This window comes from Streptomyces sp. NPDC058157, from assembly GCF_042884105.1.
In the GTDB taxonomy this organism is placed as follows: Bacteria; Actinomycetota; Actinomycetes; order Streptomycetales; family Streptomycetaceae; genus Streptomyces.
On record NZ_JBHVUQ010000038.1, the window covers coordinates 16,592 to 41,739 of the forward strand.

Annotated in this window: 27 protein-coding genes, 4 tRNA genes and 1 pseudogene; 7 read left to right on the plus strand and 25 right to left on the minus strand. The window is 71.4% G+C overall.

All coding sequences use genetic code 11. The annotated features are described in order from the left end of the window. Positions 1–129: 129 nt before the first annotated feature. On the minus strand, positions 130–345 hold the full coding sequence (locus ACFVXK_RS12570; RefSeq protein ID WP_042810367.1) for a hypothetical protein: 216 nt from the start codon (positions 343–345) through the stop codon (positions 130–132). Positions 346–704: 359 nt separating this feature from the next. Continuing rightward, positions 705–986, minus strand: coding sequence for an acylphosphatase (locus tag ACFVXK_RS12575; RefSeq protein WP_389611493.1), 282 nt, complete (start codon positions 984–986; stop codon positions 705–707). Positions 987–1,116: 130 nt separating this feature from the next. Between ACFVXK_RS12575 and ACFVXK_RS12580 the strand changes: the two genes are divergently transcribed. Beyond that, positions 1,117–1,956, plus strand: coding sequence for a CAP domain-containing protein (locus ACFVXK_RS12580; protein WP_389611494.1), 840 nt, complete (start codon positions 1,117–1,119; stop codon positions 1,954–1,956). Positions 1,957–2,010: 54 nt separating this feature from the next. On the opposite strand, the gene ACFVXK_RS12585 is transcribed toward ACFVXK_RS12580, so the two are convergent. Continuing rightward, the gene (locus ACFVXK_RS12585; RefSeq protein ID WP_358892719.1) at positions 2,011–2,622 is read right to left on the minus strand and encodes a flavodoxin family protein; all 612 of its coding nucleotides are present in this window, start codon (positions 2,620–2,622) and stop codon (positions 2,011–2,013) included. 125 nt (positions 2,623–2,747) lie between these two features. Here ACFVXK_RS12585 and ACFVXK_RS12590 point away from each other — a divergent pair, with 125 nt between their 5' ends. Further along, positions 2,748–3,164, plus strand: coding sequence for a winged helix-turn-helix transcriptional regulator (locus ACFVXK_RS12590; protein WP_389611495.1), 417 nt, complete (start codon positions 2,748–2,750; stop codon positions 3,162–3,164). Here ACFVXK_RS12590 and mutM read toward each other — a convergent pair. From mutM to ACFVXK_RS12635, 9 genes are all read right to left on the minus strand, one after another. After that, positions 3,137–4,006 (minus strand): bifunctional DNA-formamidopyrimidine glycosylase/DNA-(apurinic or apyrimidinic site) lyase, encoded by an 870-nt coding sequence (gene mutM / locus ACFVXK_RS12595; RefSeq protein ID WP_389611496.1) that lies wholly within the window; start codon positions 4,004–4,006, stop codon positions 3,137–3,139. The two genes, ACFVXK_RS12590 and mutM, sit on opposite strands and share 28 nt — an antisense overlap. Before the next feature lie 179 nt (positions 4,007–4,185). Next, complete coding sequence (rnc, locus tag ACFVXK_RS12600; protein ID WP_389611497.1) at positions 4,186–4,992, minus strand: ribonuclease III; 807 nt, start codon at positions 4,990–4,992, stop codon at positions 4,186–4,188. Positions 4,993–5,011: 19 nt separating this feature from the next. Then, positions 5,012–5,185, minus strand: coding sequence for a 50S ribosomal protein L32 (gene rpmF / locus ACFVXK_RS12605; protein WP_003965982.1), 174 nt, complete (start codon positions 5,183–5,185; stop codon positions 5,012–5,014). Between the two features lie 2 nt (positions 5,186–5,187). After that, complete coding sequence (locus tag ACFVXK_RS12610; protein ID WP_389611517.1) at positions 5,188–5,835, minus strand: YceD family protein; 648 nt, start codon at positions 5,833–5,835, stop codon at positions 5,188–5,190. A gap of 128 nt (positions 5,836–5,963) precedes the next feature. Continuing rightward, entirely contained in the window at positions 5,964–6,998 is a 1,035-nt protein-coding gene (locus ACFVXK_RS12615) for a DivIVA domain-containing protein (RefSeq protein ID WP_389611498.1), read from the minus strand. A 102-nt stretch (positions 6,999–7,100) separates the two neighbouring features. Beyond that, positions 7,101–7,580: a pantetheine-phosphate adenylyltransferase gene (coaD, locus tag ACFVXK_RS12620; RefSeq protein ID WP_389611518.1), complete on the minus strand. Its 480-nt coding sequence runs from the start codon at positions 7,578–7,580 to the stop codon at positions 7,101–7,103. A gap of 14 nt (positions 7,581–7,594) precedes the next feature. After that, positions 7,595–8,173 carry a 16S rRNA (guanine(966)-N(2))-methyltransferase RsmD gene (gene rsmD, locus ACFVXK_RS12625; RefSeq protein WP_389611499.1) on the minus strand — a complete coding sequence of 193 codons (579 nt, stop codon included), beginning with the start codon at positions 8,171–8,173 and terminating at the stop codon, positions 7,595–7,597. A 73-nt stretch (positions 8,174–8,246) separates the two neighbouring features. After that, entirely contained in the window at positions 8,247–11,330 is a 3,084-nt protein-coding gene (locus tag ACFVXK_RS12630) for a helicase-related protein (protein WP_389611501.1), read from the minus strand. 26 nt (positions 11,331–11,356) lie between these two features. Then, the gene (locus tag ACFVXK_RS12635; RefSeq protein WP_389611502.1) at positions 11,357–13,024 is read right to left on the minus strand and encodes a DAK2 domain-containing protein; all 1,668 of its coding nucleotides are present in this window, start codon (positions 13,022–13,024) and stop codon (positions 11,357–11,359) included. 241 nt (positions 13,025–13,265) lie between these two features. Between ACFVXK_RS12635 and rpmB the strand changes: the two genes are divergently transcribed. After that, positions 13,266–13,451 (plus strand): 50S ribosomal protein L28, encoded by a 186-nt coding sequence (gene rpmB / locus ACFVXK_RS12640; RefSeq protein WP_007266795.1) that lies wholly within the window; start codon positions 13,266–13,268, stop codon positions 13,449–13,451. Between the two features lie 91 nt (positions 13,452–13,542). Here the strand turns inward: rpmB and thiD are convergent, their stop codons facing one another. Beyond that, positions 13,543–14,343, minus strand: coding sequence for a bifunctional hydroxymethylpyrimidine kinase/phosphomethylpyrimidine kinase (gene thiD, locus ACFVXK_RS12645; RefSeq protein ID WP_389611503.1), 801 nt, complete (start codon positions 14,341–14,343; stop codon positions 13,543–13,545). After that, entirely contained in the window at positions 14,340–15,320 is a 981-nt protein-coding gene (locus tag ACFVXK_RS12650; RefSeq protein ID WP_389611504.1) for a thiamine-phosphate kinase, read from the minus strand. Before ACFVXK_RS12650 ends, thiD begins: the two co-directional genes overlap by 4 nt. A gap of 245 nt (positions 15,321–15,565) precedes the next feature. On the opposite strand from ACFVXK_RS12650, the gene ACFVXK_RS12655 reads away from it, so the two are divergent. Together ACFVXK_RS12655 and ACFVXK_RS12660 are read left to right on the plus strand one after the other, a co-directional pair. After that, positions 15,566–15,799: an Lrp/AsnC ligand binding domain-containing protein gene (locus ACFVXK_RS12655; RefSeq protein WP_385520004.1), complete on the plus strand. Its 234-nt coding sequence runs from the start codon at positions 15,566–15,568 to the stop codon at positions 15,797–15,799. 23 nt (positions 15,800–15,822) lie between these two features. Beyond that, positions 15,823–16,314 carry a DUF3515 domain-containing protein gene (locus tag ACFVXK_RS12660; protein ID WP_389611505.1) on the plus strand — a complete coding sequence of 164 codons (492 nt, stop codon included), beginning with the start codon at positions 15,823–15,825 and terminating at the stop codon, positions 16,312–16,314. A 78-nt stretch (positions 16,315–16,392) separates the two neighbouring features. On the opposite strand, the gene ACFVXK_RS12665 is transcribed toward ACFVXK_RS12660, so the two are convergent. Genes ACFVXK_RS12665 through ACFVXK_RS12675 form a run of 3 tightly spaced genes read right to left on the minus strand, consistent with a single transcriptional unit; the run spans position 16,393 to position 19,349 of the window. After that, positions 16,393–17,550 carry a D-alanine--D-alanine ligase family protein gene (locus ACFVXK_RS12665; RefSeq protein ID WP_389611506.1) on the minus strand — a complete coding sequence of 386 codons (1,158 nt, stop codon included), beginning with the start codon at positions 17,548–17,550 and terminating at the stop codon, positions 16,393–16,395. A gap of 39 nt (positions 17,551–17,589) precedes the next feature. Beyond that, positions 17,590–18,600 carry an NAD(P)H-dependent glycerol-3-phosphate dehydrogenase gene (locus ACFVXK_RS12670; protein WP_389611507.1) on the minus strand — a complete coding sequence of 337 codons (1,011 nt, stop codon included), beginning with the start codon at positions 18,598–18,600 and terminating at the stop codon, positions 17,590–17,592. Continuing rightward, positions 18,597–19,349, minus strand: a complete 753-nt coding sequence (locus ACFVXK_RS12675) for a lysophospholipid acyltransferase family protein (protein ID WP_389611508.1) — start codon at positions 19,347–19,349, stop codon at positions 18,597–18,599. The genes ACFVXK_RS12670 and ACFVXK_RS12675 overlap by 4 nt, the downstream gene beginning before the upstream one ends. 202 nt (positions 19,350–19,551) lie before the next feature. Here ACFVXK_RS12675 and cofC point away from each other — a divergent pair. Further along, a pseudogene (gene cofC, locus ACFVXK_RS12680) lies at positions 19,552–20,217 on the plus strand (2-phospho-L-lactate guanylyltransferase); the annotation flags it as partial. Positions 20,218–20,520: 303 nt separating this feature from the next. On the opposite strand, the gene ACFVXK_RS12685 reads toward cofC, so the two are convergent. From ACFVXK_RS12685 to leuC, 4 genes are all read right to left on the minus strand, one after another. Next, on the minus strand, positions 20,521–21,204 hold the full coding sequence (locus tag ACFVXK_RS12685; protein WP_389611509.1) for an HU family DNA-binding protein: 684 nt from the start codon (positions 21,202–21,204) through the stop codon (positions 20,521–20,523). Between the two features lie 144 nt (positions 21,205–21,348). Continuing rightward, the gene (locus ACFVXK_RS12690; protein WP_079429951.1) at positions 21,349–21,576 is read right to left on the minus strand and encodes a hypothetical protein; all 228 of its coding nucleotides are present in this window, start codon (positions 21,574–21,576) and stop codon (positions 21,349–21,351) included. Positions 21,577–21,713: 137 nt separating this feature from the next. After that, entirely contained in the window at positions 21,714–22,307 is a 594-nt protein-coding gene (leuD, locus tag ACFVXK_RS12695; protein ID WP_344170395.1) for a 3-isopropylmalate dehydratase small subunit, read from the minus strand. Between the two features lie 3 nt (positions 22,308–22,310). Next, positions 22,311–23,735, minus strand: a complete 1,425-nt coding sequence (leuC, locus tag ACFVXK_RS12700; RefSeq protein WP_389611510.1) for a 3-isopropylmalate dehydratase large subunit — start codon at positions 23,733–23,735, stop codon at positions 22,311–22,313. Between the two features lie 121 nt (positions 23,736–23,856). On the opposite strand from leuC, the gene ndgR reads away from it, so the two are divergent. After that, positions 23,857–24,573 carry an IclR family transcriptional regulator NdgR gene (gene ndgR / locus ACFVXK_RS12705; RefSeq protein ID WP_007266782.1) on the plus strand — a complete coding sequence of 239 codons (717 nt, stop codon included), beginning with the start codon at positions 23,857–23,859 and terminating at the stop codon, positions 24,571–24,573. A gap of 162 nt (positions 24,574–24,735) precedes the next feature. On the opposite strand, the gene ACFVXK_RS12710 is transcribed toward ndgR, so the two are convergent. The 4 genes from ACFVXK_RS12710 to ACFVXK_RS12725 form a co-directional block, all read right to left on the minus strand. Beyond that, positions 24,736–24,808, minus strand: a tRNA-Glu gene (locus ACFVXK_RS12710). Positions 24,809–24,829: 21 nt separating this feature from the next. After that, positions 24,830–24,901: transfer RNA gene (locus ACFVXK_RS12715), tRNA-Gln, on the minus strand. A gap of 22 nt (positions 24,902–24,923) precedes the next feature. Beyond that, a tRNA-Glu gene (locus ACFVXK_RS12720) sits at positions 24,924–24,999 on the minus strand. Between the two features lie 61 nt (positions 25,000–25,060). Next, positions 25,061–25,133: transfer RNA gene (locus ACFVXK_RS12725), tRNA-Glu, on the minus strand. Positions 25,134–25,148 lie beyond the last annotated feature (15 nt).

The following is a 25,148-nucleotide window of genomic DNA, read 5'->3' on the forward strand; positions in this document are numbered from 1 at the left end:
GGCGGTCCGTCGCAGGAGCCGCGAGGTGCAACCGCAAGAAAGAAGGGACGCCGGAGCGTCCCTTGCAGATCGTGCGGGGCCCTTGCAGATCGTGCCGGGCAGGAGTCGAACGACGGGGTGAGTCGCGGATCAGGTGAGCGCAGGCTCCGCCTGGGATACGTCGAGGTCCATGCTGCCGAGCAGCGAGTCCCCGTGCTGAGCGGCGGCCGCGGTCAGAGCGTCGTTCTCGGACTGGATCCGTCCGAGCTCGGACTCGAGGTCCTGGACGCGCTGCTGAAGCCGTCGCATCTCGGCGAGGAGTCGCGGGTCGGAGCCGCCGACGTAACCGAGAAGCGCCTTTGCCATGATGGATGGTCCTCCACACTGAGTGACCGACCGAAGCGGTGTGGGTCGTGAGGGAATCGCACCCGCGGATGTCCGGCAGCGACTGTCAGTCACTGCACTCGCTAACGCTGCCTACTGCCAGCACTGCCAAACAGCTCAGGTGCGCGGGGCTTCCAGCGTCTCACCAAAAAGTTTGACGGTCAACACGATCACGCCCCGTATCGGCGGGCATCCCGGCCCTCGCAGGGGGCGTGGAGATCATCCTCGTCTCCGAGCCTTCCACGGTTCACCCCCGACGGCAACGGGTCGACGGCGAATGCGCAGTTCCGACCGGGTGCGGACCGACCGGGGATCTGATCAGTTCATGATCAGTCGATAGATCACCGGATCTCGAAGCCGTCGTATCCGCCGCGCGGTGTGCCCCATATCTCCGTCACGCCGTCCACCCGGCCGGGCGTGTCGCCCTCTCGGAGCCAGTCGAGCAGCCGGTGGCAATTCTCACGTTGACCTTCGGCCACCACCTGCACCCGGCCGTCGTCGAGGTTGAGCGCGAAGCCGGCCAGCCCGCCGATCTCCAGGGCATTGGCCCTGGTGAACCAGCGGAAGCCCACTCCCTGTACACGGCCGCGCACCCAGGCGGTCATGCGGACATCTTCGTTCATGCAAGAACGCTAACCGGGCGGGGGCCCCTTGATCCCCTCGCCCCCCTTGCGGCATGGGCTACAGTCCCCCACCAATGACTCACCCGTTCGGGTGAGCAAACGTTGATCCTGCAAAGAGGGGCCGCGACCGATGGGACGCCACCGACTCCACGCCGCGCCGCGCCGCGGTGTCAGGCGCACCGCCGTGCGCAACGGCCTGCTCGGCGTCTCCGTGGCCGTGGCCCTCGGTACGGCGGCCGTCACGACCGGTTTCGTACCGGTCGGCGGCTCCTTCCCGTACGTCGGTGCGGGCTCCTCCGGCAAGACCGAGGCCCTGGCGAAGCCCACCCCGAGCCCGGAGCGCGGACTGGAGCAGGGCGGCCTCGCGAACCTCTCCGGCCGCGCCTCCGACGGACCCGGCGCGGGCACCCCGTCGGCGACCGTCCCGGCCTCCCCGAGCCCTTCGGCCTCGCCGTCCCCCTCGGCCTCGCCGACGCCGACCCCGACCCCCGCGGCCCCGACCAAGGAGCCGGAGAAGACCACCGCCGCCCAGCCCCCGAAGGCGGCCGCCCCCAAGCCCGCGGCGCCGAGGCCCCCGGTCGCCGGGGTCGCGAACCCGTCCGCGGAGGCGGAGGTCCTCGCCCTGGTCAACCAGGAGCGGGCCCAGGCGGGCTGCGTCCCGGTCCGGGCGAACCCGCCGCTGGCCTCGCTGGCCGCCGCCTTCAGCAAGGACATGGCCGTACGGGGCTTCTTCGACCACACGGACCCGGACGGCAACACCCCCTGGCAGCGGGCGCAGAACGCCGGGATCACCGGGATGGGCGGCGAGAACATCGCACGCGGCCAGGGCGACGCCAAGACCGTGATGGAGTCCTGGATGAACAGCCCGGGCCACCGCGCGAACATCCTCAACTGCGAATTCCGCACCCTCGGCGTGGGCGTCTACTTCGGCGCCGGCGGCCCCTGGTGGACCCAGGACTTCGGCTTCTAGAAGCCTCTGGAACCTTCCGGAACCTTCCGGAACCGGCCGCCGGCCCGGAGCGGGTCAGGCCGAGGCCGCGGCCAGCGCCGCGCGGCCCGCGACGACCACGCGGGTGTGCTCGGCGACGCGGCGGCCGAGGTGCTCGGCGGTCGCGATGTCGGCCTTGTGCACGGCCTCCGGGCCCTCGTCGGCGTTGCTCTGGGCGGCGGCGCCGGAGGAGAAGCCGAGGCGGTTGAGGTCGTACTCGCTGCCGGTGGAGGAGTTCCAGCCCGGCTTCAGGCCGAGGTTCACCCAGCTCATGCCGTGCTGCGAGGCCAGCATCTGGAAGTACTGCAGGGTGTTGAGCTTGTCTCCGGACTTGGAGGCGGAGTTGGTGAAGCCCGCCGCCACCTTGTCCTGCCAGGCATCGCCGAACCAGCGCTTCGAGGTGGCCTCGGCGAAGACGTGGAAGGCGCCGGAGGCGGTGCCCATGTAGGTCGGGGAGCCGAAGACGATCGCGTCGGAGGCGTCGAGGAGTTCCCACTCGGCGTCGGTGATCTCGTCGACCTTGACGACGTGCACGGTCGCCCCGGCCGCGGCGGCGCCGGCCCGCACGGCCTCGGCGACGACAGCGGTGTGGCCGTAGCCCGAGTGGTAGGCGATCGAGACGACGGGGGCGGGGATGGTGGCAGACATGGCTGTGCTCCTAGAGGGCTGTTCCGGTGCGCCGCGGTACGCCGCGGTGCGACACGAACAGAGAAGCACTAACTTTTGGAAAGCGCAAGCAGACAGTTAGCGCTACCCGGGGGTACGCTTGGTGTATGGAGACCCCTGCCTGTACCGACGTCTGCGCCGAGAGCGCCGAGGCCGACCTGCCGTTCGACGTCTTCGCGCGCGCCTGCCCCTCCCGGGAGACCCTGGAGCACGTCACCGGCCGCTGGGGCAGCCTCACCGTGGGCGCCCTGCGCGACGGCCCCCGCCGCTTCAACGAGCTGCGCCGCCGGGTGGACGGGGTGAGCGAGAAGATGCTCTCCCAGACCCTGCACGCACTGGAGCGCGACGGCATCGTCACGCGCGAGGCCCAGGCGACCAACCCGCCCCGGGTGGACTACGAGCTGACCCCGCTCGGCCGGGAGATCGCCGACCGGCTGCTCGCCCTGATCCACTTCGTGGAGGGCAGCATGGACGAGGTCCTCGGCTCGCGGCAGACCTACGACACCGCGCGCGGCGGCCTCTGACAGCGCGGGCAGAAGTAGCTGGACCGGTTCATCCAGGCCCTGCGCCGCATCGGCGTACCGCAGCGGCGGCAGGGCTCGCCCTCGCGCCCGTAGGCGTCCAGGGACCGGTCGAAGTAGCCCGACTCGCCGTTCACGTTGACGTACAGGCTGTCGAAGCTGGTCCCGCCCACGGCGAGCGCGGCGTTCATGACCTCCCGCACATGGGTGAGGAGTTCCGTGCTCCGGGGGCGGGTGAGGGTGGCGGTGGGGCGCTCGTAGTGCAGCCTGGCGCGCCACAGGGCCTCGTCGGCGTAGATGTTGCCCACCCCGCTGATCAGCGACTGGTCCAGCAGGGCCCGCTTGAGGGTGGTCCGCTTGGCGCGCAGCGCCAGGTGGTAGGCGCCCTCGTCGAACAGGGGGTCCAGGGGGTCGCGGGCGATGTGCGCGATGACGTCGGGGAGTCCCTCCTCGCTGCCGGGGGCGACCTCGTGCAGGGAGAGCCCGCCGAAGGTGCGCTGGTCGACGAAGCGCAGCTCGGTCCCGGCGTCGTCGGCGAAGCGGATCCGGATGCGCAGGTGCTTCTCGTCGGGGGCGCCGGCCGGCTGCACAAGCAGCTGCCCGCTCATCCCGAGGTGGCCGAGGACGGACAGGTCCCGGTCCTCCAGCGGCAGCCACAGGTACTTCCCGCGCCGGTGCGGCACCCCGATGGTCCCGCCCGCCAGGCGCGCGGCGAAGTCGGCCCCGCCCGCCGGATGGCGACGCACGGCCCTGGGGTGGAGCACCTCCACGGCGGAGACGGTCCGCCCGGCCACCCAGCGTTCCAGGCCACGCCGCACCACTTCGACTTCGGGCAGCTCGGGCACGGTGTTCCTCCGGGAGGGCAAGCGGGTTCCGCGGGACGCGGCGGCACGGGGGTACGGGCGTCCGGCTCTGCCGCGAGCCTACCGGGCGGCCCGGCGCGGCAGGGGGCCCGCCCGGAAACGGGACCGCCCGCCCCTGCCGGTGGCAGGGGCGGGCGGGAGGTACCCGAAGGAAGTGCCGGTCAGGCCTGGGCCGCCGGGTCGGCGGGGGCCGGGGCCCCCTCGGCGGCGGACGCCGCTTCGGCGGCCTTCCGCTCGTCCGCGGCGGCACGGATCCCGCGCCACGCGGACTCGGCCGCCTGCTGTTCCGCTTCCTTCTTGCTGCGGCCGGTGCCGGTGCCGTACGAGACACCACCGACGCGGGCGGCAGCGGTGAAGGTCTTCTCGTGGTCCGGACCCGTCTCGGTGACCAGGTACTCGGGCACCCCGAGGCCTTCGGCGGCCGTGAGCTCCTGGAGGCTGGTCTTCCAGTCCAGGCCGGCGCCGAGGTTCGAGGACTTCTCGATGAGCGGGTCGAAAAGCCGGTGGACCAGCTCCGAGGCCGCGTCGAGGCCCTTGTCGAGATAGACCGCGCCGATCACCGCTTCGAGGGTGTCGGCGAGGATGGAGGCCTTGTCCCGGCCCCCCGTGCCCTCTTCGCCCCGGCCGAGCCGGATGAAGGAGCCGAGGTCGAGGCCGCGGCCGACCTCCGCCAGCGCACGCGAGTTGACCACCGCGGCCCGCAGTTTGGCCAGCTGGCCTTCCGGCAGGTCGGGGTGGGTGGTGTACAGCGTGTCCGTGACCACCAGGCCCAGCACGGAGTCCCCGAGGAACTCCAGCCGTTCGTTGGTGGGCAGACCGCCGTTCTCGTACGCGTACGAGCGGTGGGTCAGCGCACGCACCAGAAGGGCGGACTCGAGTTGGTACCCGAGCCGCCCTTCCAGAAGCGTGTGGGACGAGGCCGCGTTGTTACTGTCTGCCTGCTTCTCAGCGTTGGACAGCTCAGACATTGCGCCTCTCACCAGCCGCTCAGACCTCGAGGACCTGGCGCTTGTTGTAGGTGCCGCAGCTCGGGCACGCGATGTGCTGGAGCTTCGGCTCCTGGCAACGCTCACACGAAACCAGGGTGGGGACCGCAGCCTTCCACTGCGACCGGCGGTGGCGCGTGTTGCTGCGCGACATCTTCCGCTTCGGAACAGCCACGGCTACTTCTCCTGCTTCTCGGCGGCGCCCTGAACTCCGTCAGAGGCAGTGCCGCTCATGTTGTCCTTCTCGACGCCCTGATCGGTGACGAGTCCCTGCAATGCCGCCCAACGGATGTCGACGGCGTCGTGGTGGTGCTCCGGGTCGTCGTTCAGGCCGACCCCGCAATCGGGGCACAGTCCGAGACAGTCCTCCCGGCACACCGGCTGCATGGGCAGTGCGAGCACCACCACATCCCGCAGCACGGGTTCGAGGTCGAACAAGCCGTCCTCGAGGAAGAGCATGTCCTCGTCGTCCTCGGCGTCGTCGGCCGGCTCCGCCTTGGGGCGGCCCCGGTCGTCGGCGTCAGGGTACGAGAACATCTCCTGGAAGTCCGCCTTGAGCTCGCGCTCGACGGTCTCCAGACACCTTACGCACTCCCCCACGGCCTTCGCACGGACGGTGCCTGTGACAAGCACCCCTTCCATGACCGACTCCAGGCGGAGGGCGATCTTCAGCGGGGCGCCTTCCGGCACTCCGATGACGTCGACGAGACCGAAGTCCGCCGGCGCAGCGATCTCACGGGACAGCCGCTGCATGGCACCAGGACGCCGACCCAGCTCGTGCGTGTCGAACACGAGGGGGTTGCGGTGGTCGAGGCGGGTGTTCAGGGCCGTTCCTGCTTTCACAGATCGCTGAAGATCGAAAATTTCGCCGCTCTAGGGCAGCATGGATCGCGGTGCATACGCGCGACCGAACAGCCAGGATACCCGGCGCTTCGCTCTGAGCCCAATCCGGCCTAACGACCTTGTTCGTACCGGCGCAGCTGTTCCAGGTTGATCATGCTCGTGTCGAAGAAGCTGGTCTCGTCGAGCGCGGGCTGCTGCGGGTGGTGGGGCTGCTGGGGCTGCTGGTAGGCGGCATAGGGGTCGGGCTGCTGGGCGTAGCCGGCGTACGGGTCCTGCTGCTGGTAGCCCGCGTACGGGTCCTGGTACGCGTACGGGTCCTGCTGCGGCTGCTGCTGCGCGGCGTAGGGCAGGGCGTACGCCGCCGCGGTGTAGTCCTCGTAGACCGGCGCCGCCTGGGCGGGGACCGCCGGCGGCGCGGGCTCGGCCAGTCCGGCCAGGAACTCCGCGTCGCTCGACGGGCGGACCTGCTGGTCCCCGGCCGCGTCCTGGGCGGCCATGTGTGCGCCGAGGTCGTCGGTGGGGACCCGGCCCAGCAGCTTCTGGCGGCCCCGGCCGACGGCCTCCAGGGTCTTGGCGAGCACCGCCTCGACGGTGGCCAGCTTGGTGTCCACGTACGCGTCCGCCTGCTCCCGCCGGGCCTGCGGGTCGGAGCTGGGCTCGGGGGCGCCGCTGTCGTCGTGGCCCCGTTCGTCCAGGCCGGGTCCGCGGCCCAGCAGCTTCTCGCGGCCGCGGTCCACGGCGCCGATGGTCTTGCTGAGGACGACCTCGAAGTTGGCGAGCTTGCCGTCCACGTAGTCGTCCGCCTCGGCCCGGATCTCGGCGGCCTCCCGGCGGGCGTCGGCGAGGATCCGGTCCGCCTCGTCCTGCGAGCGGCGGGCGATCTCGGTGTCCGAGACCAGGGAGCCGCGCTGGGCGTGCGCGGAGGCGATGATCCGGTCGGCCTCCCGGCGGGCCTCCTCGACCATCTGGTCCCGGCCGCCGATGAGTTCCCGGGCCTGCGCCAGCGAGCCGGGCAGGGCCTGACGTACCTCTTCGAGCTGGGCCAGCAGCTCCGCGCGGTTGACCACGCAGGAGGCCGACATGGGCATCGACCGGGCGCCGCCGACGGCCGCGACGATCTCGTCCAGCTTCTTCTGTACGTCCATGGGTGGCTCGCGCTCTCTTCGCCTCGGACTGACGGGACGACTGTAGGGCCACCGGGGGGACGTCCGGGACGGGCCGGGGAACTCAGCCCCGGCCCCGCCGGCTCACTTGGCGCGCAGCCGTTCGATCAGCGCCGTGTGGACGTGCTCGGGCAGCAGGTGGGCGACGTCGCCGCCCCAGGCCGCGACTTCCTTGACCAGCGAGGAGGACAGGAAGCTGTAGGTCGGGATGGTCGGGACGAACAGCGTCTCGACGCCCGACAGGCCCATGTTCATCTGGGCCATCTGGAGCTCGTAGTCGAAGTCGCTGACCGCGCGCAGGCCCTTGACGATGGCGGGGATGTCCCGCTGCTTGCAGAAGTCGACGAGCAGGCCGTGGAAGGACTCGACCTGAACGTTTCCGTAGCCGGCGGTGGCCTCGCGGATCATCTCGATCCGCTCCTCGACGGTGAACAGGCCCTTCTTCGCCGGATTGATCATCACGGCGACGTGGACGACGTCGTAGAGCCTGGAGGCGCGTCCGATGACGTCGAGATGCCCGTTGTGGATGGGGTCGAAGGATCCCGGACAGACCGCGCGGCGCAACTGAACTCCCTCGTTCATGAGTCTTCGCTGGTGGAGGCGGCGCGACCGTACCAAAGGGTGCCTTCGCCGTACTTGCGCGAGCGCAACGGCTCGAACCCCTCGGGCCACGGGAACGGGCCGCTCCTGGTGCTGCGCTCCACGGTGACGAGGGCGTCGTCGGTGAGCCAGCCATTGGTACGGAGTGTGAGGAGGATCTCGCCGAGATCGCCGTGTTCGACGGCGTACGGGGGGTCCAGGAAGACGATGTCGTACGGCGCCCCGGAGGCGGCGGCCGCGACGATCTGCTCGGCCTTGCCGGCCCGGAACTCGGCGCCGGGCAGGCCCAGGGTGCGGATGTTGTCCCGGATGGCCTTGGCGGCCTTGGCGTCGGCCTCGACCAGGAGGGTGTGGGCGGCGCCCCGGGAGAGGGCTTCCAGGCCCACGGCGCCGGAGCCGCCGTAGAGGTCGAGGACCCGGGAGTCCTGGACGCCGTGCAGCGACTCCCAGGTGGAGAAGAGCCCTTCGCGCATCCGGTCGGAGGTCGGGCGGGTGCCGGTGCCGGGCGGCACGGCCAGCCGCCGCCCGCCGGCGGTGCCGGCGATCACGCGGGTCATCTGGGGTCCTTCTCTGCGGCGGTCGGGGGAGGCCGGGGCCTCCGTTCTGGCCTCCCACGATAGGTCGTGCCGCTCAGCCCTTCTCCAGGTACTGCTCCCGCTCGGTGTCCAGGAGGGCGTCGAGGGCGGTGCGCAGTCCGGGCAGCTGCTCCAGTTCGGGGTCGGCGGCCACCACGCGGGCGGCCTCCTCGCGGGCCTCGGCGATGACCTCCTCGTCCTCGATGACGGCGAGCATCCGCAGCGAGGAGCGGACGCCGGACTGGGCCTGGCCGAGGACGTCGCCCTCGCGGCGCTGTTCCAGGTCGATCCGGGAGAGTTCGAAGCCGTCGAGGGTGGCGGCGACGGCGGCGAGCCGGGCGCGGGCGGGGCTGGCCTCGTGCATCTCGCTGACCAGCAGGCACAGTCCGGGCGCCGAGCCTCGGCCGACGCGGCCGCGGAGCTGGTGGAGCTGGGAGACGCCGAAGCGGTCGGCGTCCATGATGACCATGACGGTGGAGTTGGGGACGTTCACCCCGACCTCGATGACGGTCGTGGCGACGAGCACCTTGACCTCGCCGGCGGCGAAGCGGCGCATCACGTCGTCCTTGTCGGCCGGGTCCATCCGCCCGTGCAGCACCTCGACGGAGAGCCCGGCGAGGGGGCCGCGCACGAGCTGCTCGGCGATCTCCAGGACGGCCAGCGGGGGCCGCTTCTCGGCCTCGTCCTCGGCGGAGGCCTTCTTCTTGCCCTTCGGATCGTCCTCGCCGTCACCGATGCGCGGGCAGACGACATACGCCTGGTGGCCGTTCTCGACTTCCTCGCGGACCCGCTCCCAGGCCCGGGTGAGGAAGTGGGGCTTGTCCTTGGCGGGCACCACGTGGGTGGCGATCGGGGAGCGGCCCGCGGGCAGCTGGTCGAGGACGGAGGTCTCCAGGTCGCCGAAGACGGTCATGGCGACGGTGCGCGGGATGGGGGTGGCGGTCATGACCAGCAGGTGCGGCGGCTGCTTGCCCTTGGAGCGCAGGGCGTCGCGTTGTTCGACGCCGAAGCGGTGCTGTTCGTCGACGACGACCAGGCCGAGGTCGTGGAACTGGACCTTGTCCTCGATCAGGGCGTGGGTGCCGATGACGATCCCGGCCTCGCCGGTGACCAGGTCCAGCAGGGCCTGGCGGCGGGCGGCGGTCCCCATGGACCCGGTGAGCAGCACCACCTTGGTGCCGAGATCGGAGCCGCCGAGCATGCCGCCCTCGGCGAGCTCGCCCATCATCTCGGTGACGGACCGGTGGTGCTGCTGGGCGAGGACCTCGGTGGGCGCGAGCATCGCGGCCTGCCCGCCGGAGTCGACGACGGCGAGCATGGCGCGCAGCGCCACCATCGTGTTGTGCGTCACAGTGAAGTTGTCCGTCACGTACGCGTGGCTCGGGTGTTCGACGCGGATGCACTGCACCGGCTTGACGCCCACGTACTCGACGGCCCTGATGCCGCGCCGGAAGGTGTTGTACTTCGGCCTCGGCCGCACGCGTGACGCCTTGCGCGACAGCCTGAACGGCATGAACTCCTCTGGCAGGGCAACCGAAACGTCGAAGGCAGCCGTCTTCCGCCACACGCGCGCTCGACCGCCGAGGGACCTCACGAGCCAGGCCACGTCTTCCGCCAGCTGCTGGGACGCCGAGCAGAACGACATGGCCAATCCGTCCGCGTCCAGCGTCCCGTCGGTGTCCATGAGCCCTTGGAGAACCGCCAGGCGGTCTTTGAGCGGCGCGTTCTTGTAGACACCCGGGACGAACGTCGCGTGCGAGGCCGCACCCAACAGACCGAGGTCGCGGATCGCGTCGGCGGTGGACAGCCCCAGGTCGTGCCGGAACGAACCGTCACCGATGAGAACGCCCATCAGGTAGGGGTCGAGAGGTTGTTCGACACCGCTCCCGAGGTCCACGGGGACGGCCACCGGCAGGTACCACTTGGATGATCCATTGGCTTCGTGCAGGTCAGCTCGGATCTCCCTCGTGGTCATCACCTTGGGTTCCTGGCCCCGGTGCCAACCGCAGCTCGTACCCACGATCCACAGGTGTTCGTCATCGCATTCGACGGCGCTCCCGTCCGAGAGCACCATCCGCCACACGTCGCGTGTCCCCTGGGGGAAAACCCCTCCGACAACGGCGATCTCACCCGTCGGCACCACCACCTCGTCGCCGACCGCGATATCGCCCATGGGGCGGTACCCCCTGGGCGTCAGGACCAGGGCGTCGAGCGGCTGTGCCTTGCCCGAGCCGACTTCGCCCTGGAGGAGGCGGTGCATGGGATGGCTGGTGGCCAGGTCGTCGAAGATCTCCTTCGAGACGTTCTGCTGGCCTTCGGTGAGGGTGAACGGGAGCTTCGCGTCGAAGGCGTCGAGGAGGCCGCCGGGGGTCGCGCGGCGGGCGACGGCGGGGAGCTGGGAGTCGGCGTGCCGGCGGCGGGCGAGGGCGACCTGGAGGACGAAGGCCTCATCCCACTTCAGGCGGCGGCGGGCGTCCTCGATGTCGGCCTTGGTCGCCGGGCGGTGGATCTTGAGGAGGGCCTCGGTGAGCGGGACCAGTCCGCGGCCGTCGCGCAGGGCGGGCGGGAGCGGGTCGAGGGCCTCCTGCGCCCGGGGCAGGACGGCGTCCACGCACTTGGCGATCTTCCAGGACTCCAGCTTGGCGCAGGCCGGGTAGATGGGGATCAGCTGGTTGGCGAAGGCGGTGGCGGCGTCCCGGTCGGAGGCGTCGGCGCCGAGGGGTTCGTACGCCGGGTGCGCGAGCTGGAGCTTGTGGTTGAAGCGGGAGACCTTGCCCGCGAACATCGCGCGGCTGCCGGGCAGCAGTTCCTTGTGGGGCTTGTGGACGCCCGCGCCGAAGAAGACCAGCTGGAGGCGGCCGCTGCCGTCGGTGATGGTGACCTCCAGCCGCTTGCCGCGGCCCCCGTTGAAGGTCAGGATCCGGGCGTCGGCGACCTGGGCGACGACCGTGACGTGCTCGTCGAGCTGGTCGGCGAGGTCGGCGAGCGAGGTCAGCTCGCCGCGCTCGGCGTAGCGCCGGGGGTAGTGGTGGAGCAGGTCCAGGGCCGTGTGCAGGCCGAGCTGCTCGGCGAGCACCTTGGCGGTGGCGGGGCCGAGGGTCTTCTTGAGGTCTTCGTCGAGCGCGGGCACGTGTTCCATTGCACACCATGCCTGTGACACGGCCGCTATTCGACTCCGATGAGCAGGGGCGCCGAGTGCCTGCCGCCGCTGTAGGTGACGGTGTCCACGGCGAGGTGGCGCTGCTGGACGTACGCCTCCAGGCGCGCGGCGAGGGTCTCGGGGGCCTCGGGGCCCAGGACGAGGGTGACGAGTTCGCCGCCGGAGCCGAGCATCCGCTCCAGGACCGCCTCGGCCGTCTCGGGCAGGCCCGCGCCGATGACGGCGACGTCGCCGTCGATGAGCCCGAGGACGTCCCCGGCCTGGCAGATGCCGGCGGAGGTGAAGGACTGCCGCTCGGCGACGGCGAGTTCCCCGTACCGGGTGGCGCCGGCCGCGGCGGTCATGGCGACGACGTCCTCGTCGAAGCCGGCCTCCGGGTCGTGGACGGCGAGGGCGGCCAGGCCCTGGACGGCGGACCGGGTCGGGATCACCGCGACGCGCACCCCGTCGGCGCGGGCCTGCTCCGCGGCGGCGCCCGCGGCCGCGCGGAGTTCGGCGCCGCCGGGCAGCAGGACCACCTCGCGGGCGTGGGCCCGGCGGATCGCGTCGAGCAGGTCGGCGACGGCGGGGGGCTCGCCCGCCCGGGCCGGGACGGTGGTCGCGCCGGCCTCGCCGCACAGTGCGGCCAGCCCCTCGCCGTGGACCACGGCCACGACGGCCCGCTGGGCGCGCGGGGCGCTGGCGCGGCGGCGTTCGTCACCGAAGTGGGTGATACGGATCCGGTGGGGGCGGCCGGCTTCCACTCCGGCCTCGACGGCCGCGCCGGGGTCGTCGACGTGCACGTGGACGTTCCACAGCCCGTCGCCGCCGACCACCACGAGGGAGTCGCCGAGCCCGTCGAGCGCGGCGCGCAGCCGGTCGACGGCCTCCTCGGCGGCCTCCAGCAGGTAGACCACCTCGTAGCCGGGCCCGCCCTCCTCCTGGGCGCAGGGTTCCGGGACGCGTTCGACCGGCACGGCCGGCCCCTGGACCGGCTCGGGCTCGGGTTCCTGGCCGGACAGCGCCTGCCACAGCGCCCCGAGTACGGCGACCAGCCCGCAGCCCCCCGCGTCGACCACGCCGGCCTTGCCGAGGGCGGCGAGCTGCCCGGGGGTCTCGGCGAGGGCCGCGCGGGCTCCGTCGTAGGCGGCGCGGGCCACGTCGGCGGCGGTGCCCGGGGTGGCCCGGGCGGCGCGGGCGGCGGCTGCGGCGACGGTGAGCATCGTCCCCTCGACGGGGTGGGCGACGGCCTGGTAGGCCTCCTCGGCGGCCCGGGTGAGGGCCTGGGCCAGGAGGGGGCCGGGGGCGTGGCCGGCGGGCCCGGCGGCGAGGACGTCGGCGATGCCGCGCAGGAGCTGGGCGAGGATCGTGCCGGAGTTGCCGCGGGCGCCTATGAGGGCGCCGTGCGCGTAGGCCCGTACGGCCTCCGGGAGGGAGGTCGCGGCGGTGTCCGGGGCTGTGCCGTCGGTCACGCCGGGGGCCGCGGCGGCGAAGGCCTCGGTCAGGGCGCGGTCGGCGGATTCGGCGGTGAGGTAGAGGTTGGTGCCGGTGTCGGCGTCGGCGACGGGGTAGACGTTGATCGCGTCGATGTCCGTGCGGGACCGGCCCAGTGCGGCCAGGGCCAGGGCGCTCCAGGTGCGCACCGCCCCGGCGTCGAACTCGTCGGCGGGCTGCGGCTCGGGCTCGTGCGCCACCGGGCGTTCCTCCTTGTGCGGGCCAGGGTTCACCGCAGGGTAACGAAGGACGGCCGCCCGCCCGGGACCCCGGGGCGGAGCCCGGTCCCGTCATGGTAGTTTTCTCGGACCCAAGCAGTCGTTGTATGCTGCTCAGGTTGCCCGTCGAGAGTCGGGTCATTCGTCCGGCAAGCCACTTCAGATCTCTGATTACGGTGTGCCGGATTCCACCGTAATTGCATCTGAAGTCTTGGAGTGACCTGTGGCTGCCAACTGCGACGTTTGCGCCAAGGGGCCGAGCTTCGGCAACAACATCTCCCACTCGCACCGCCGCACCTCGCGTCGCTGGAACCCGAACATCCAGCGCGTCCGTGCCGTGGTCAATGGGACGCCGAAGCGCCTCAACGCCTGCACCTCGTGCATCAAGGCCGGCAAGGTCTCGCGCTGACGCCTCCCGTCGTCGTAGCGCAGCCCTTTCCGGTTGCCAAGAAGGCCGGTTCACCTCTGGTGAACCGGCCTTTTGCCTTGTCCTGACGGTTTCAGCGCCACTGCCAGGCGTGGTCCACCGGGCCGATGCCGCCGCCGAGCGCGAAGCCCGCGGCGATGGCGCCGGTGACGTACTCCTTGGCGGCCGTGACGGCCTCCGGGACGGGCAGTCCCTTGGCCAGGCCCGCCGCCACGGCGCTGGCGAGGGTGCAGCCGGTGCCGTGGGTGTGCCGGTTGTCGTGGCGGGGCGCCCGCAGCCACAGCTCCTCGGAGCCGTCGGTCAGCAGGTCCACGGCCTCCCCGCCGTGGGCGGCGAGGTGGCCGCCCTTGATCAGCGCCCAGCGGGGTCCGAAGCCGAGGACCGCGTCGGCGGCCCGCCGCATGCCGTCCTCGTCCTCGACGGCCAGCCCGGTCAGCTGCGCCACCTCGTCGAGGTTGGGCGTCGCCACGGTGGCCCGGGGCAGCAGCTCCCCGCGTACGGCGTCCAGCGCGGAGGCCGCGAGCAGCGGGTCCCCGTGCTTGGAGACCCCGACGGGATCCACCACCACCGGGGCGTCGGTGCCGGCCAGCAGCTCCGCGACGGTCTCCACCAGGACGGCTGAGGAGAGCATCCCGGTTTTGACGGCCTGGACCCCGATGTCGTCCACCACGGCCCGGTACTGGGCCCTGACGGCCTCGGCGGGCAGCTCCCAGGCCCCCTTGACCCCGAGGGAGTTCTGCGCGGTCACGGCGGTGACCACGCTCATGCCGTGCACCCCGAGCGCCAGCATCGTCTTGAGGTCGGCCTGGATGCCCGCACCGCCGCCGGAGTCGGATCCGGCGACGGTCAGGCACAGCGGGGGGTGCCCGTTCACGCGGTCTCGCCCTCGACCGGGTCGGACCCGAAGTGGTCCCAGCCGCCGGTGCTGGTCCAGGGGGCGCCGTCCACGGTCACCTGGGGCAGGGCGGAGCGGTGCTGGACCTCCCCGATGACCTTCCAGCGGGCCGGGAGCTTCACGTCGGGCGGGAAGGTGGCCACGATGGCGTGGTCCTCTCCCCCGGTGAGCACCCACTGGAGCGGGTCGACGCCGACGGCCTGGCCGATGTCGTGCATCTGGGTCGGGATGTCCACGGCCCCCGAGCGCAGGTCGATCCGTACGTGGCTGGCCTCGGCGATGTGCCCGAGGTCGGCGATCAGGCCGTCGCTGACGTCGGTCATGGCGGTGGCCCCGAGTCCGGCGGCCGCCGGGCCCGCGTGGTACGGCGGCTCGGGGCGCCGGTGCGCCTCGACGAAGGCCCGCGGGGAGCGGAAGCCGCGCGAGAGCACCGCGAAGCCGGCCGCGGACCAGCCCAGCCAGCCGGTGACGGCCACGACGTCGCCGGGCTGGGCGCCGGAGCGCAGTACGGGCTCGTGGTTGCGCAGGTCGCCGAGGGCGGTGATGGAGACGGTGATGGTGTCCCCGCGGACGACGTCGCCGCCGACCACGGCCGCGCCGGCGACCTGGCACTCGTCGCGGATACCGTCCATCAGCTCGGTGGGCCAGGTGACCGGCAGCTCGGCCGGGACCACCAGGCCGAGGAGGATCGCGGTCGGCACGGCGCCCATGGCGGCGATGTCGGCCAGGTTCTGCGCGGCGGCCTTGCGGCCGACGTCGTAGGCGGTGGACCAGTCGCGCCGGAAGTGCCTGCCCTCCAGCAGGATGTCCGTGCTGGCCACGACCCGCCGGTCGGGGGCCGACACGACCGCGGCGTCGTCGCCCGGTCCGAGCCGGACCGCCGGGGTGGTGGTGAGCCGTGAGGTGAGCTCCCTGATGAGCCCGAATTCCCCCAGCTCGCCCACAGTGCCCTTCATCGCTGTGCCCCTTCTTGGCAAGTCCGCTTGCGGTCGCGAGCCGTCACAGCTCTGGGTACCGTCAACAGATACGTCAACTTCTGGTCTGCGTACGCCCCGCTGTGCGTGGCGCCTGGTCTGCGGGTCTCCCCGCGGCACCCGGCGACGCGGTACCGTGGCGTCCCTTCTTCCCCCGGCCCTTCCGATTCTGTCGGGCCCACCCGAAGGTTAGGGGAAATGATCCTCGTGGCCGCCCTGGAGGTTCCGTGGTACAGGCGTACATCCTCATCCAGACCGAGGTGGGCAAGGCGTCGTTCGTCGCCGAGTCCATCGGGCAGATCGCGGGGGTGATCCAGGCCGAGGACGTGACGGGGCCGTACGACGTCATCGTGCGGGCCCAGGCCGACACCGTCGACGATCTCGGCCGCATGGTGGTCGCCAAGGTGCAGCAGGTGGAGGGGATCACCCGCACCCTGACCTGCCCCGTGGTCCATCTGTAGCCCCCGTCTACTCTTGGCCGGTGATGTCTTCGCACCGCCGGCCCCTGCGTCTACTGGCCCTGCCCGCCCTGTCGGCGGGCCTGGCCCTGGCGGGCTGCGCCCCCGGGGCCTCCGAGGCCCGGGTGACTCCGCCGCCCGCGCCGCCCGCCGACGTCGCGGAGCTCTGTGCCGCGCTGCACAAGGAGCTCCCGGAGTCGGTGTCCGGGCTGGACCGGAGCGTCACCGCACCGGAGTCGGACCTGACCGCCGCTTGGGGCGGCTCGGCGATCGTACTGCGGTGCGGCATCCCCAAGCCCGCCAAGATGGCCGATCCGAAGGCGGACGGAGTGGAGGTGAACGGCGTCGGCTGGCTGGTGGAACGGCCGGCCGACGGCGGTCTGAAGTTCACCACCGGGTCGCGCCTCGCCTACACGGAGGTCTGGGTCGACAAGGAGCATGCCACGGACGCGGGCATGCTCGTGGGTCTGTCCGCCGCGGTGGCCAAGGCCGTGCCGGTCGGGATCTCCTCGTACTGAGCGGCCCCTCCCCCGCGCACACCGCCGCCCGCCAGGGTTCCTCCTGGCGGGCGGTCGGCTGTACGGGGCCGGGTGCGGCTAGCGCAGGCCGGTGGAGCGGCGCAGGGCGGCCTGGATCAGGCGGTCCACCAGCTCCGGGTACTCGATGCCCGACTCCTGCCACATGCGCGGGTACATCGAGATCGGCGTGAACCCGGGCAGGGTGTTGATCTCGTTGATGACGAAGGTGCCGTCCTCGGTGAGGAAGAAGTCGGCGCGGACCAGGCCCTCGCAGGACGCGGCCTCGAAGGCCTCGACCGCGAGCCGCTGCACCTCGGCGGTCTGCTCCGGGGTGAGCGGGGCGGGCACGAGACCGGTGGCGGAGTCGATGTACTTCGCCTCGAAGTCGTAGAAGTCGTGGCTGGAGACCGGCGGGATCTCCGCGGGCACGCTGGCGCGCGGCCCGTCCTCGAACTCCAGGACGCCGCACTCGATCTCGCGGCCGCGCAGCAGGGCCTCCACGATGACCTTGGGGTCGTGGTGGCGGGCCTCGCGGATGGCGGCGTCGAGCCCGGAGGCGTCGTCGACCTTGGTGATGCCGATGGAGGAGCCGGCGCGGGCCGGCTTCACGAACAGCGGCCAGCCGTGCTCGGCGGCGAAGTCCAGGACCTTGGCCCTGGCGGCGTCCTGGTCGGCCTCCCACTCACGGGGGCGGATGGTCACGTACGGGCCGACGTTCAGCCCGAAGGAGGTGAACACCCGCTTCATGTAGTCCTTGTCCTGGCCGACGGCCGAGGCGAGGACGCCGCAGCCGACGTACGGGATCCCGGAGAGTTCGAGGAGGCCCTGGAGGGTGCCGTCCTCGCCGTAGGGGCCGTGCAGCACGGGGAAGACGACGTCGACCTCGCCCAGGGCCTTGGGGACGGATCCCGGCTCGGTGTAGACGACCTCGCGGCTGGCGGGGTCCACGGGCAGCACGACGGTGCCGTCCGGGGACTCCGCCAGGGACTCGACGTCGGGGAGCCGGCGGTCGGCGATGGCCATGCGCTCGGGTGCGTCGGCGGTCAGCGCCCACCGGCCGTCCGTGGTGATGCCGATGGGCAGCACCTCGTACTTGGAACGGTCGATGGAGCGCAGCACGGCGCCGGCGGTGACGACCGAGATGGCGTGTTCCGAGCTGCGGCCGCCGAAGACGACGGCCACGCGGGGCTTGCGGCCCTGCTGCTCAGGGGTCTGGGGGAGGTTCTCGCTGCTCATATCGCCACGAGGGTACCCGCTCAAGCGTCCGGAAAGGTGTCAGTGTCGTTCCGGTTTGGCGCTGCGGCCCATGAGTTCCTTCAGCGCGACCAGCGTGGGCTTGCCGTGGTGGACGATGTCGACGACCGTGTCGGTGATCGGCATGTCCACTCCGTGGCGGCGGGCCAGATCCGCCACGGACTGGCAGGACTTGACCCCCTCGGCGGTCTGCTTGGTGACCGCGATGGTCTCCTCCAGGGTCATCCCGCGGCCCAGGTTCGTGCCGAAGGTGTGGTTCCGGGAGAGCGGCGAGGAGCAGGTCGCGACGAGGTCTCCGAGGCCCGCGAGGCCGGAGAAGGTCAGCGGGTCGGCGCCCATCGCCAGGCCCAGGCGGGTGGCTTCGGCCAGGCCCCGGGTGATGAGCGAGCCCTTGGTGTTGTCGCCCAGGCCCATGCCGTCGGCGATGCCGACGGCGAGGCCGATGACGTTCTTGACGGCGCCGCCGAGCTCGCAGCCGATGACGTCGGTGCTCGTGTACGGGCGGAAGTACGGGGTGTGGCAGGCGGCCTGGAGCCGCTGGGCCACGGCCTCGTCCACACAGGCGACGACGGAGGCGGCGGGCTGGCGGGCGACGATCTCGCGGGCCAGGTTGGGGCCGGTGACCACGGCGACGCGCTCGGCGGGGACCTTGGCCACCTCCTCGATGACCTCGCTCATCCGCTTGGCGCTGCCGAGTTCGATGCCCTTCATCAGGGAGACGAGGACGGTGTCGGGCTCCAGGAGCGGGGTCCAGGCGGCGAGGTTGCCGCGCAGGGTCTGGGAGGGCACGGACAGCACCGTGAAGTCGGCGCCGCGGGCGGCCTCGGCCGGATCGGTGGTGGCGCGCAGGTTCGCGGGGAGTTCCACACCGGGGAAGTAGTCCGGGTTGGTGCGGCCGCCGTTGATGGCGTCGGCGACCTCCGGGCGGCGGGCCCACAGGGTGACCTCGCAGCCGGCGTCGGCGAGCACCATGCCGAAGGCGGTGCCCCAGGAGCCCGCGGAGAATACGGCTGCCTTGACGGGACGCGTCACTTGGAACCCTCCCCCGCGGCCTTGCGCCGCTGCTGGGCGCGGGCCTTGCGGTGGTCGTACGGCTGGTCGGGGGCCTTCTCGCCGCGCAGCTCCTCCAGGAGCTTCGTGATGTCGGCCATGATCGCCTCGGTGGCCCCCTTGAGGACCTCCGGCGTGGGTTCCTTGCCGTAGAAGGCCGACAGGTCCACGGGCGGGCCCGCGAGGACCTGGAGGGTCTTGCGGGGGAACAGGCGGACCTTGTTCTCCTTGGCGTACGGCGGCATCGCGAGGTTGGCGCCCCACTGGGCCACCGGAATGACGGGGGCCTTGGTGATCAGCGCCACGCGGGCGACACCGGTCTTGCCCGCCATCGGCCACATCTCGGGGTCCCGGGTGAGGGTGCCCTCGGGGTAGAACGCCACGCATTCGCCGCGCTCGACGGCGTCCACGGCGGCCCGGAACGCGTCCAGGGCGTTGGTGGTCTCGCGGTAGACGGGGATCTGCCCCGATCCGCGGAGGATCGCGCCGACGAAGGGCACCTTGAAGAGACCGGCCTTGGCGAGCAGTCGGGGCACGCGCCCGGTGTTGTACTGGAAGTGCGCGTAGGACAGTGGGTCCAGATACGAGTTGTGATTGACGGCGGTGATGAATCCGCCGTCGGCCGGAATGTGCTCCGTTCCCCGCCAGTCCCGCTTGAAGAGCACTACCAGCGGCGGTTTTGCGATGACCGCCGCCAGGCGGTACCAGAAGCCGATTCTGCGGCGGGACACTCGGAGCACCTTCCTCTAGGACCGGGGCGTGGGGCACCTCCCAGCGGTGGCTGGGGTGGCTGGGCACCTCGTGGGCCGGACAAGTGTCGCCCCGGGTCCGGTCTCTGTCGAGAACACCGTACGCCCCGACCGGACCGGCGGGCCCCCTGCGGCCGGTCTGAGGCGACAATGGGCCGACTGATGACCGGGCCGTGACCCGTCCTTGGCCGGGACGGGTGCGCGGCCGCGCACCGGAGCGAAGGAGTCCGCCACGAACGCCGTCTGGAGCCTGGTGGTCCCGCTGAAGCCGCTGGCGCTGGCCAAGAGCCGGCTGGCGGCCGCCGTCGGGGGTTCCCGTCCGGGGCTGGCCCTGGCCTTCGCGCAGGACACGGTGGCGGGGGCGCTGGCCTGCGCCTCCGTCGCGGATGTGGTGGTCGTCACGGACGACGCGGTGGCCGGGGCGGAACTGGCCCGGCTCGGGGCGCGGATCCTGCCGGACACCCCGGGCGCGGGGCTCAACGCCGCGCTGGACCACGGCGCGCGGGCCGTGCGCGCGGGGCGGCCGGGGGCGCGGCTGGCCGCGATGAACGCGGACCTGCCCGCTCTGCGGGCGCCGGAATTGCTACGTGTGCTCGATATCGCCTCCGCATTTCCCCGGGCATTTCTGGCCGATGCGGCGGGAATCGGGACGACGCTCCTTTCCGCCGGCCCGGACGTGGAATTGGCACCCGCGTTCGGCGGCCCGTCCCGGGCCCGGCATTCCGCTTCGGGGGCGGTGGAAATAGCCCTGGACGGCGTCGAGAGCGTACGCAGGGACGTGGACACCGGGCCGGACCTGCGCAGGGCGCTCTCCCTCGGCGTGGGCCGGCACACGGCCAGATACAGTGCGCTCATGCAGGCGACCGCGTACACGTACGACTCCCAGACCCGCAGCGGCAGCGTGCTGCTGGACGACGGCACCCCGGTGCCCTTCGGGGCCGAGGCCTTCGACGCGGGGGGCCTGCTGATGCTGCGGCCCGGGCAGCGGGTGCGCATCGAGACGGCCGGCGAGGGCGAGGCCCTGCGGATCACCCTGGTCACCCTGCAGACGTTCTAGCCCGGCGCCCCCGCCACCCCCCTGACCTGCGCAGGAACGCACCGCGGGCCGGCCTCCCCCTGGGGGAAGCCGGCCCGGCGTGTGTGACTCGTGCCCCTACTTCTTGCGGGCGGTGGTCTTCTTCGCGGTGGCCTTGCGCGTCGCCGTCTTCTTGGCGGGCGCCTTCGTCGCGGTGGCCTTCTTGGCCGCCGGGGCGGTCTTCTTGGCGGTGGCGGTGGTCTTCTTCGCCGCCGTCGTGGCCTTCTTCGCCGGGGCCGCCTTCTTCGCGGCGGCCGTGGTCTTCTTCGCGACCGTGGTCTTCGCGGCCGTCTTCTTGACGGTCGCGGTGACCTTCTTCGCCGTGGTCTTCTTCGCGGCGGTCTTGGTGGCCGCGGTCTTCGCGGCGGCCTTCTTGGCCGTGGTGGCCTTCTTGGCGGCGGCCTTCTTGACCGTGGCCGAGGCACCGCCGGTCAGGCTGCCCTTCGGGGCCTTCTTCACGGCCACCTCGTCGCCCTTGGGGAGCTTCTTGGTGCCGCTGACCAGGTCCTTGAAGCCCTGACCCGCACGGAAGCGGGGAACGGAGGTCTTCTTGACCCGGACGCGCTCACCCGTCTGCGGGTTGCGGGCGTAGCGGGCCGGACGGTCGACCTTCTCGAACGAGCCGAAGCCCGTGACCGAGACCCGGTCGCCCGCGACGACCGCGCGGACCATCGCGTCCAGTACCGCGTCGACCGCGTCGGCGGCCTGCTGGCGGCCGCCGAGCTTGTCGGCAATCGCTTCTACGAGCTGCGCCTTGTTCACGTCTTCCCCTTCGGAGACCTCGCCAGAACGAATGTGTTCAAGCTTATTTCGCACGTTAGGCGGATATATACCGCAAATCAAACACGAAACGGGCTAATCACCCTAGTGCCGCAACGATGAGAGCCGTTACGGAGTTCCTTCGCATCAGTCGCCTTCAGGGAATCGACCCTCGTCGAGGTCCTTCATCAACCTGTCCAGGCGCCTTGCCGCGTCGGCGAGATCGTGCTTCGCCGCGGCAGTGACGACCAACAGCTTCCGGGACAGCGCCATCCTTACGCCCTCCGGGACTTGCAGTGCGCGCACCCTTGTGTGTGCTTCTTTCAACCGGTCCGCGACGAGTTCGTAGAGCTCGAGTTGACTGTCGCGTTCCATGCACAGATTGTGCCATCTGGGGCGAGTTGTCGCCTCACGGGGCCTCAACATACGGCTGTGCCCCCCGCCGGGAGGCGGGGGGCACGGTGTTGCCGATGTGATCACCCGAGGGTGAATAAGCGCTGATCAGGCAGGAATCAGACGCGAATCGTGCGCGGCTTGAAGGCGGGACGGGTGCTTTCGTACGCGTCGATGTCGGCTTCGTTCTGAAGGGTGAGCGAGATGTCGTCCAGTCCTTCCAGCAGACGCCAGCGCGCGTTGTCGTCGAGTTCGAACTCCGCCTCGACGCCCTCGGCTCGGACCTTGCGGTCGACCAGGTCGACGGTGATCTCGGCGGTCGGGTCGGCCTCGGTGAGCTCCCACAGCCGGTCGACGGTCTCCTGCGGCAGGACGACGGTCAGCAGACCGTTCTTCAGCGAGTTGCCGCGGAAGATGTCGGCGAAGCGGGAGGAGATGACCGTCTTGAACCCGAAGTTCTGCAGGGCCCAGACGGCGTGCTCGCGCGAGGAGCCGGTACCGAAGTCGGGGCCGGCGACCAGGACGGTCGCACCGGCGCGCTCGGGGCGGTTGGTGACGAACTCCGGGTCCTTGCGCCAGGCCTCGAAGAGGCCGTCCTCGAACCCGTCGCGGGTGATCTTCTTCAGCCAGTGGGCGGGGATGATCTGGTCGGTGTCGACGTTGCTGCGGCGCAGCGGGACGGCACGGCCGGTGTGGGTGGTGAAGGCTTCCATGGCTCAGACTCCGGCGGTGGCGTTGGCGTCGGACAGGTCGGCGGGCGAGGCCAGATGGCCCAGGACCGCGGTGGCGGCGGCCACCTGCGGGGAGACCAGGTGGGTGCGTCCGCCCTTGCCCTGCCGGCCCTCGAAGTTGCGGTTGGAGGTGGACGCGGAACGCTCGCCCGGGGCCAGTTGGTCGGGGTTCATGCCCAGGCACATGGAGCAGCCCGCGTGCCGCCATTCGGCCCCGGCGTCCTTGAAGACCTTGTCCAGGCCCTCCTCGACCGCCTGGAGCGCGACCCGGACGGAGCCCGGGACGACCAGCATCCGTACGCCGTCGGCGACTTTGCGGCCCCCGATGATGCCGGCGACGGCGCGCAGGTCCTCGATGCGGCCGTTGGTGCAGGAACCTACGAAGACGGTGTCGACCTTGATCTCGCGCAGCGGCTGGCCGGCGGTCAACCCCATGTACTCCAGGGCCTTTTCGGCGGCCAGGCGCTCCGAAGCGTCCTCGTACGAAGCCGGGTCGGGGACGCTCGCGGACAGCGGCGCGCCCTGGCCCGGGTTGGTGCCCCAGGTGACGAACGGGGAGAGCGCGGAGCCGTCGATGACGACCTCGGCGTCGAAGACGGCGTCCTCGTCGGTGCGCAGGGTCTTCCAGTACGCGACCGCCGCGTCCCAGTCCTCGCCCGTCGGGGCGTGGTCGCGGCCCTCCAGGTAGTCGAAGGTGGTCTGGTCGGGGGCGATCATGCCCGCGCGGGCGCCGGCCTCGATCGACATGTTGCAGATGGTCATGCGGGCTTCCATCGAGAGCTTCTCGACGGCCTCGCCGCGGTACTCCAGGATGTAGCCCTGGCCGCCACCGGTGCCGATCTTGGCGATGATCGCCAGGATCAGGTCCTTGGCGGTGACGCCCTCGGCCAGCTCGCCGGTGACCGTGATGGCCATCGTCTTCGGGCGGGCCAGCGGCAGCGTCTGGGTGGCCAGCACGTGCTCGACCTGGCTGGTGCCGATGCCGAAGGCCAGCGCGCCGAAGGCGCCGTGCGTCGAGGTGTGGGAGTCACCGCAGACCACGGTGGTGCCCGGCTGCGTCAGACCCAGCTGCGGGCCGACGACGTGCACGACACCCTGCTCGACGTCACCCAGCGAGTGCAGGCGGACACCGAACTCGGCGCAGTTCTTGCGCAGCGTCTCCAGCTGGGCGCGGGAGACCGGGTCGGCGATCGGCTTGTCGATGTCGAGGGTGGGGGTGTTGTGGTCCTCGGTCGCGATGGTGAGGTCCAGGCGCCGGACCTTGCGACCCGCCTGGCGCAGCCCGTCGAAGGCCTGCGGGCTGGTCACCTCGTGCAGCAGGTGGAGATCAATGAAGAGGAGATCGGGCTCGCCCTCGGCGCGCCGGACGACATGGTCGTCCCAGACCTTCTCCGCGAGTGTCCTACCCATCGCTCTTTCCCTCCGGCTCACCGTCCCGGATCCAGTGGTTCGTGGACCCGTACATACAGACTCGCTGGTTCTTGGAAAATTTGAACTTGCGTTTCACAGTGTGAGACGTGAATATCGTTTCATGGACAACTCTAGCGGCGTCGGCGTTCTCGACAAGGCAGCTCTGGTATTGAGCGCACTGGAGTCCGGTCCGGCCACCCTCGCCGGGCTGGTCGCGGCGACAGGGCTCGCACGACCCACGGCACATCGCCTTGCCGTGGCACTGGAACACCACCGGATGGTGGCGAGGGACATGCAGGGCCGGTTCATCCTGGGCCCGCGGCTGGCGGAGCTCGCCGCCGCGGCCGGCGAGGACCGCCTGCTGGCCACGGCCGGACCGGTGCTCACGCACCTCCGTGACGTGACGGGCGAGAGCGCGCAGCTCTACCGGCGTCAGGGCGACATGCGCATCTGCGTGGCGGCCGCCGAGCGGCTGTCGGGCCTGCGGGACACCGTCCCGGTGGGCTCCACACTCCCGATGAAGGCGGGGTCGGCGGCGCAGATCCTGATGGCCTGGGAGGAGCCCGAGCGGCTCCACCGCGGCCTCCAGGGGGCGCGCTTCACGGCGACGGCCCTGTCCGGCGTACGGCGCCGCGGCTGGGCGCAGTCGATCGGCGAGCGGGAGCCCGGCGTGGCGTCCGTCTCGGCACCGGTGCGCGGCCCCTCGAACCGCGTGGTGGCCTCCGTGTCGGTCTCCGGTCCGATCGAGCGCCTGACCCGGCACCCGGGGCGCATGCACGCCCAGGCCGTCATCGACGCGGCCGCCCGCCTGACGGAGGCCCTGCGCCGCTCCGGCTGACACCCCGCCCCTGCTCCACCACACCCCCGGGCCCGGGGGCGCGTACGACGCCGCACACGTCCGAACTCGCGCCTCCGGGCCCACACTTGTGCCCCGGCCCACGCCCGTCCGGGAACAGCGAAGAGGCCCTCCGCGATGATCGCGGAGGGCCTCTCCCTCATGTACCCCCGACCGGATTCGAACCGGCGCTACCGCCTTGAGAGGGCGGCGTGCTAGGCCGCTACACAACGGGGGCTAGCTTTACTGCGGTACTGCGCTGGGCTACCAGGACTCGAACCTAGAATAAGGGAACCAGAAACCCTCGTGTTGCCAATTACACTATAGCCCAATGGTCTAGACCAGCCAGACCTTGGTACCCCCGACCGGATTCGAACCGGCGCTACCGCCTTGAGAGGGCGGCGTGCTAGGCCGCTACACAACGGGGGCCCTAGCGATCCTGCATCAAAACCTCCGGGAGCGACCCTGGAGATCCTGCGGGAAGGATCTGTACCCCCGACCGGATTCGAACCGGCGCTACCGCCTTGAGAGGGCGGCGTGCTAGGCCGCTACACAACGGGGGCAAAGCACTGCGTTAC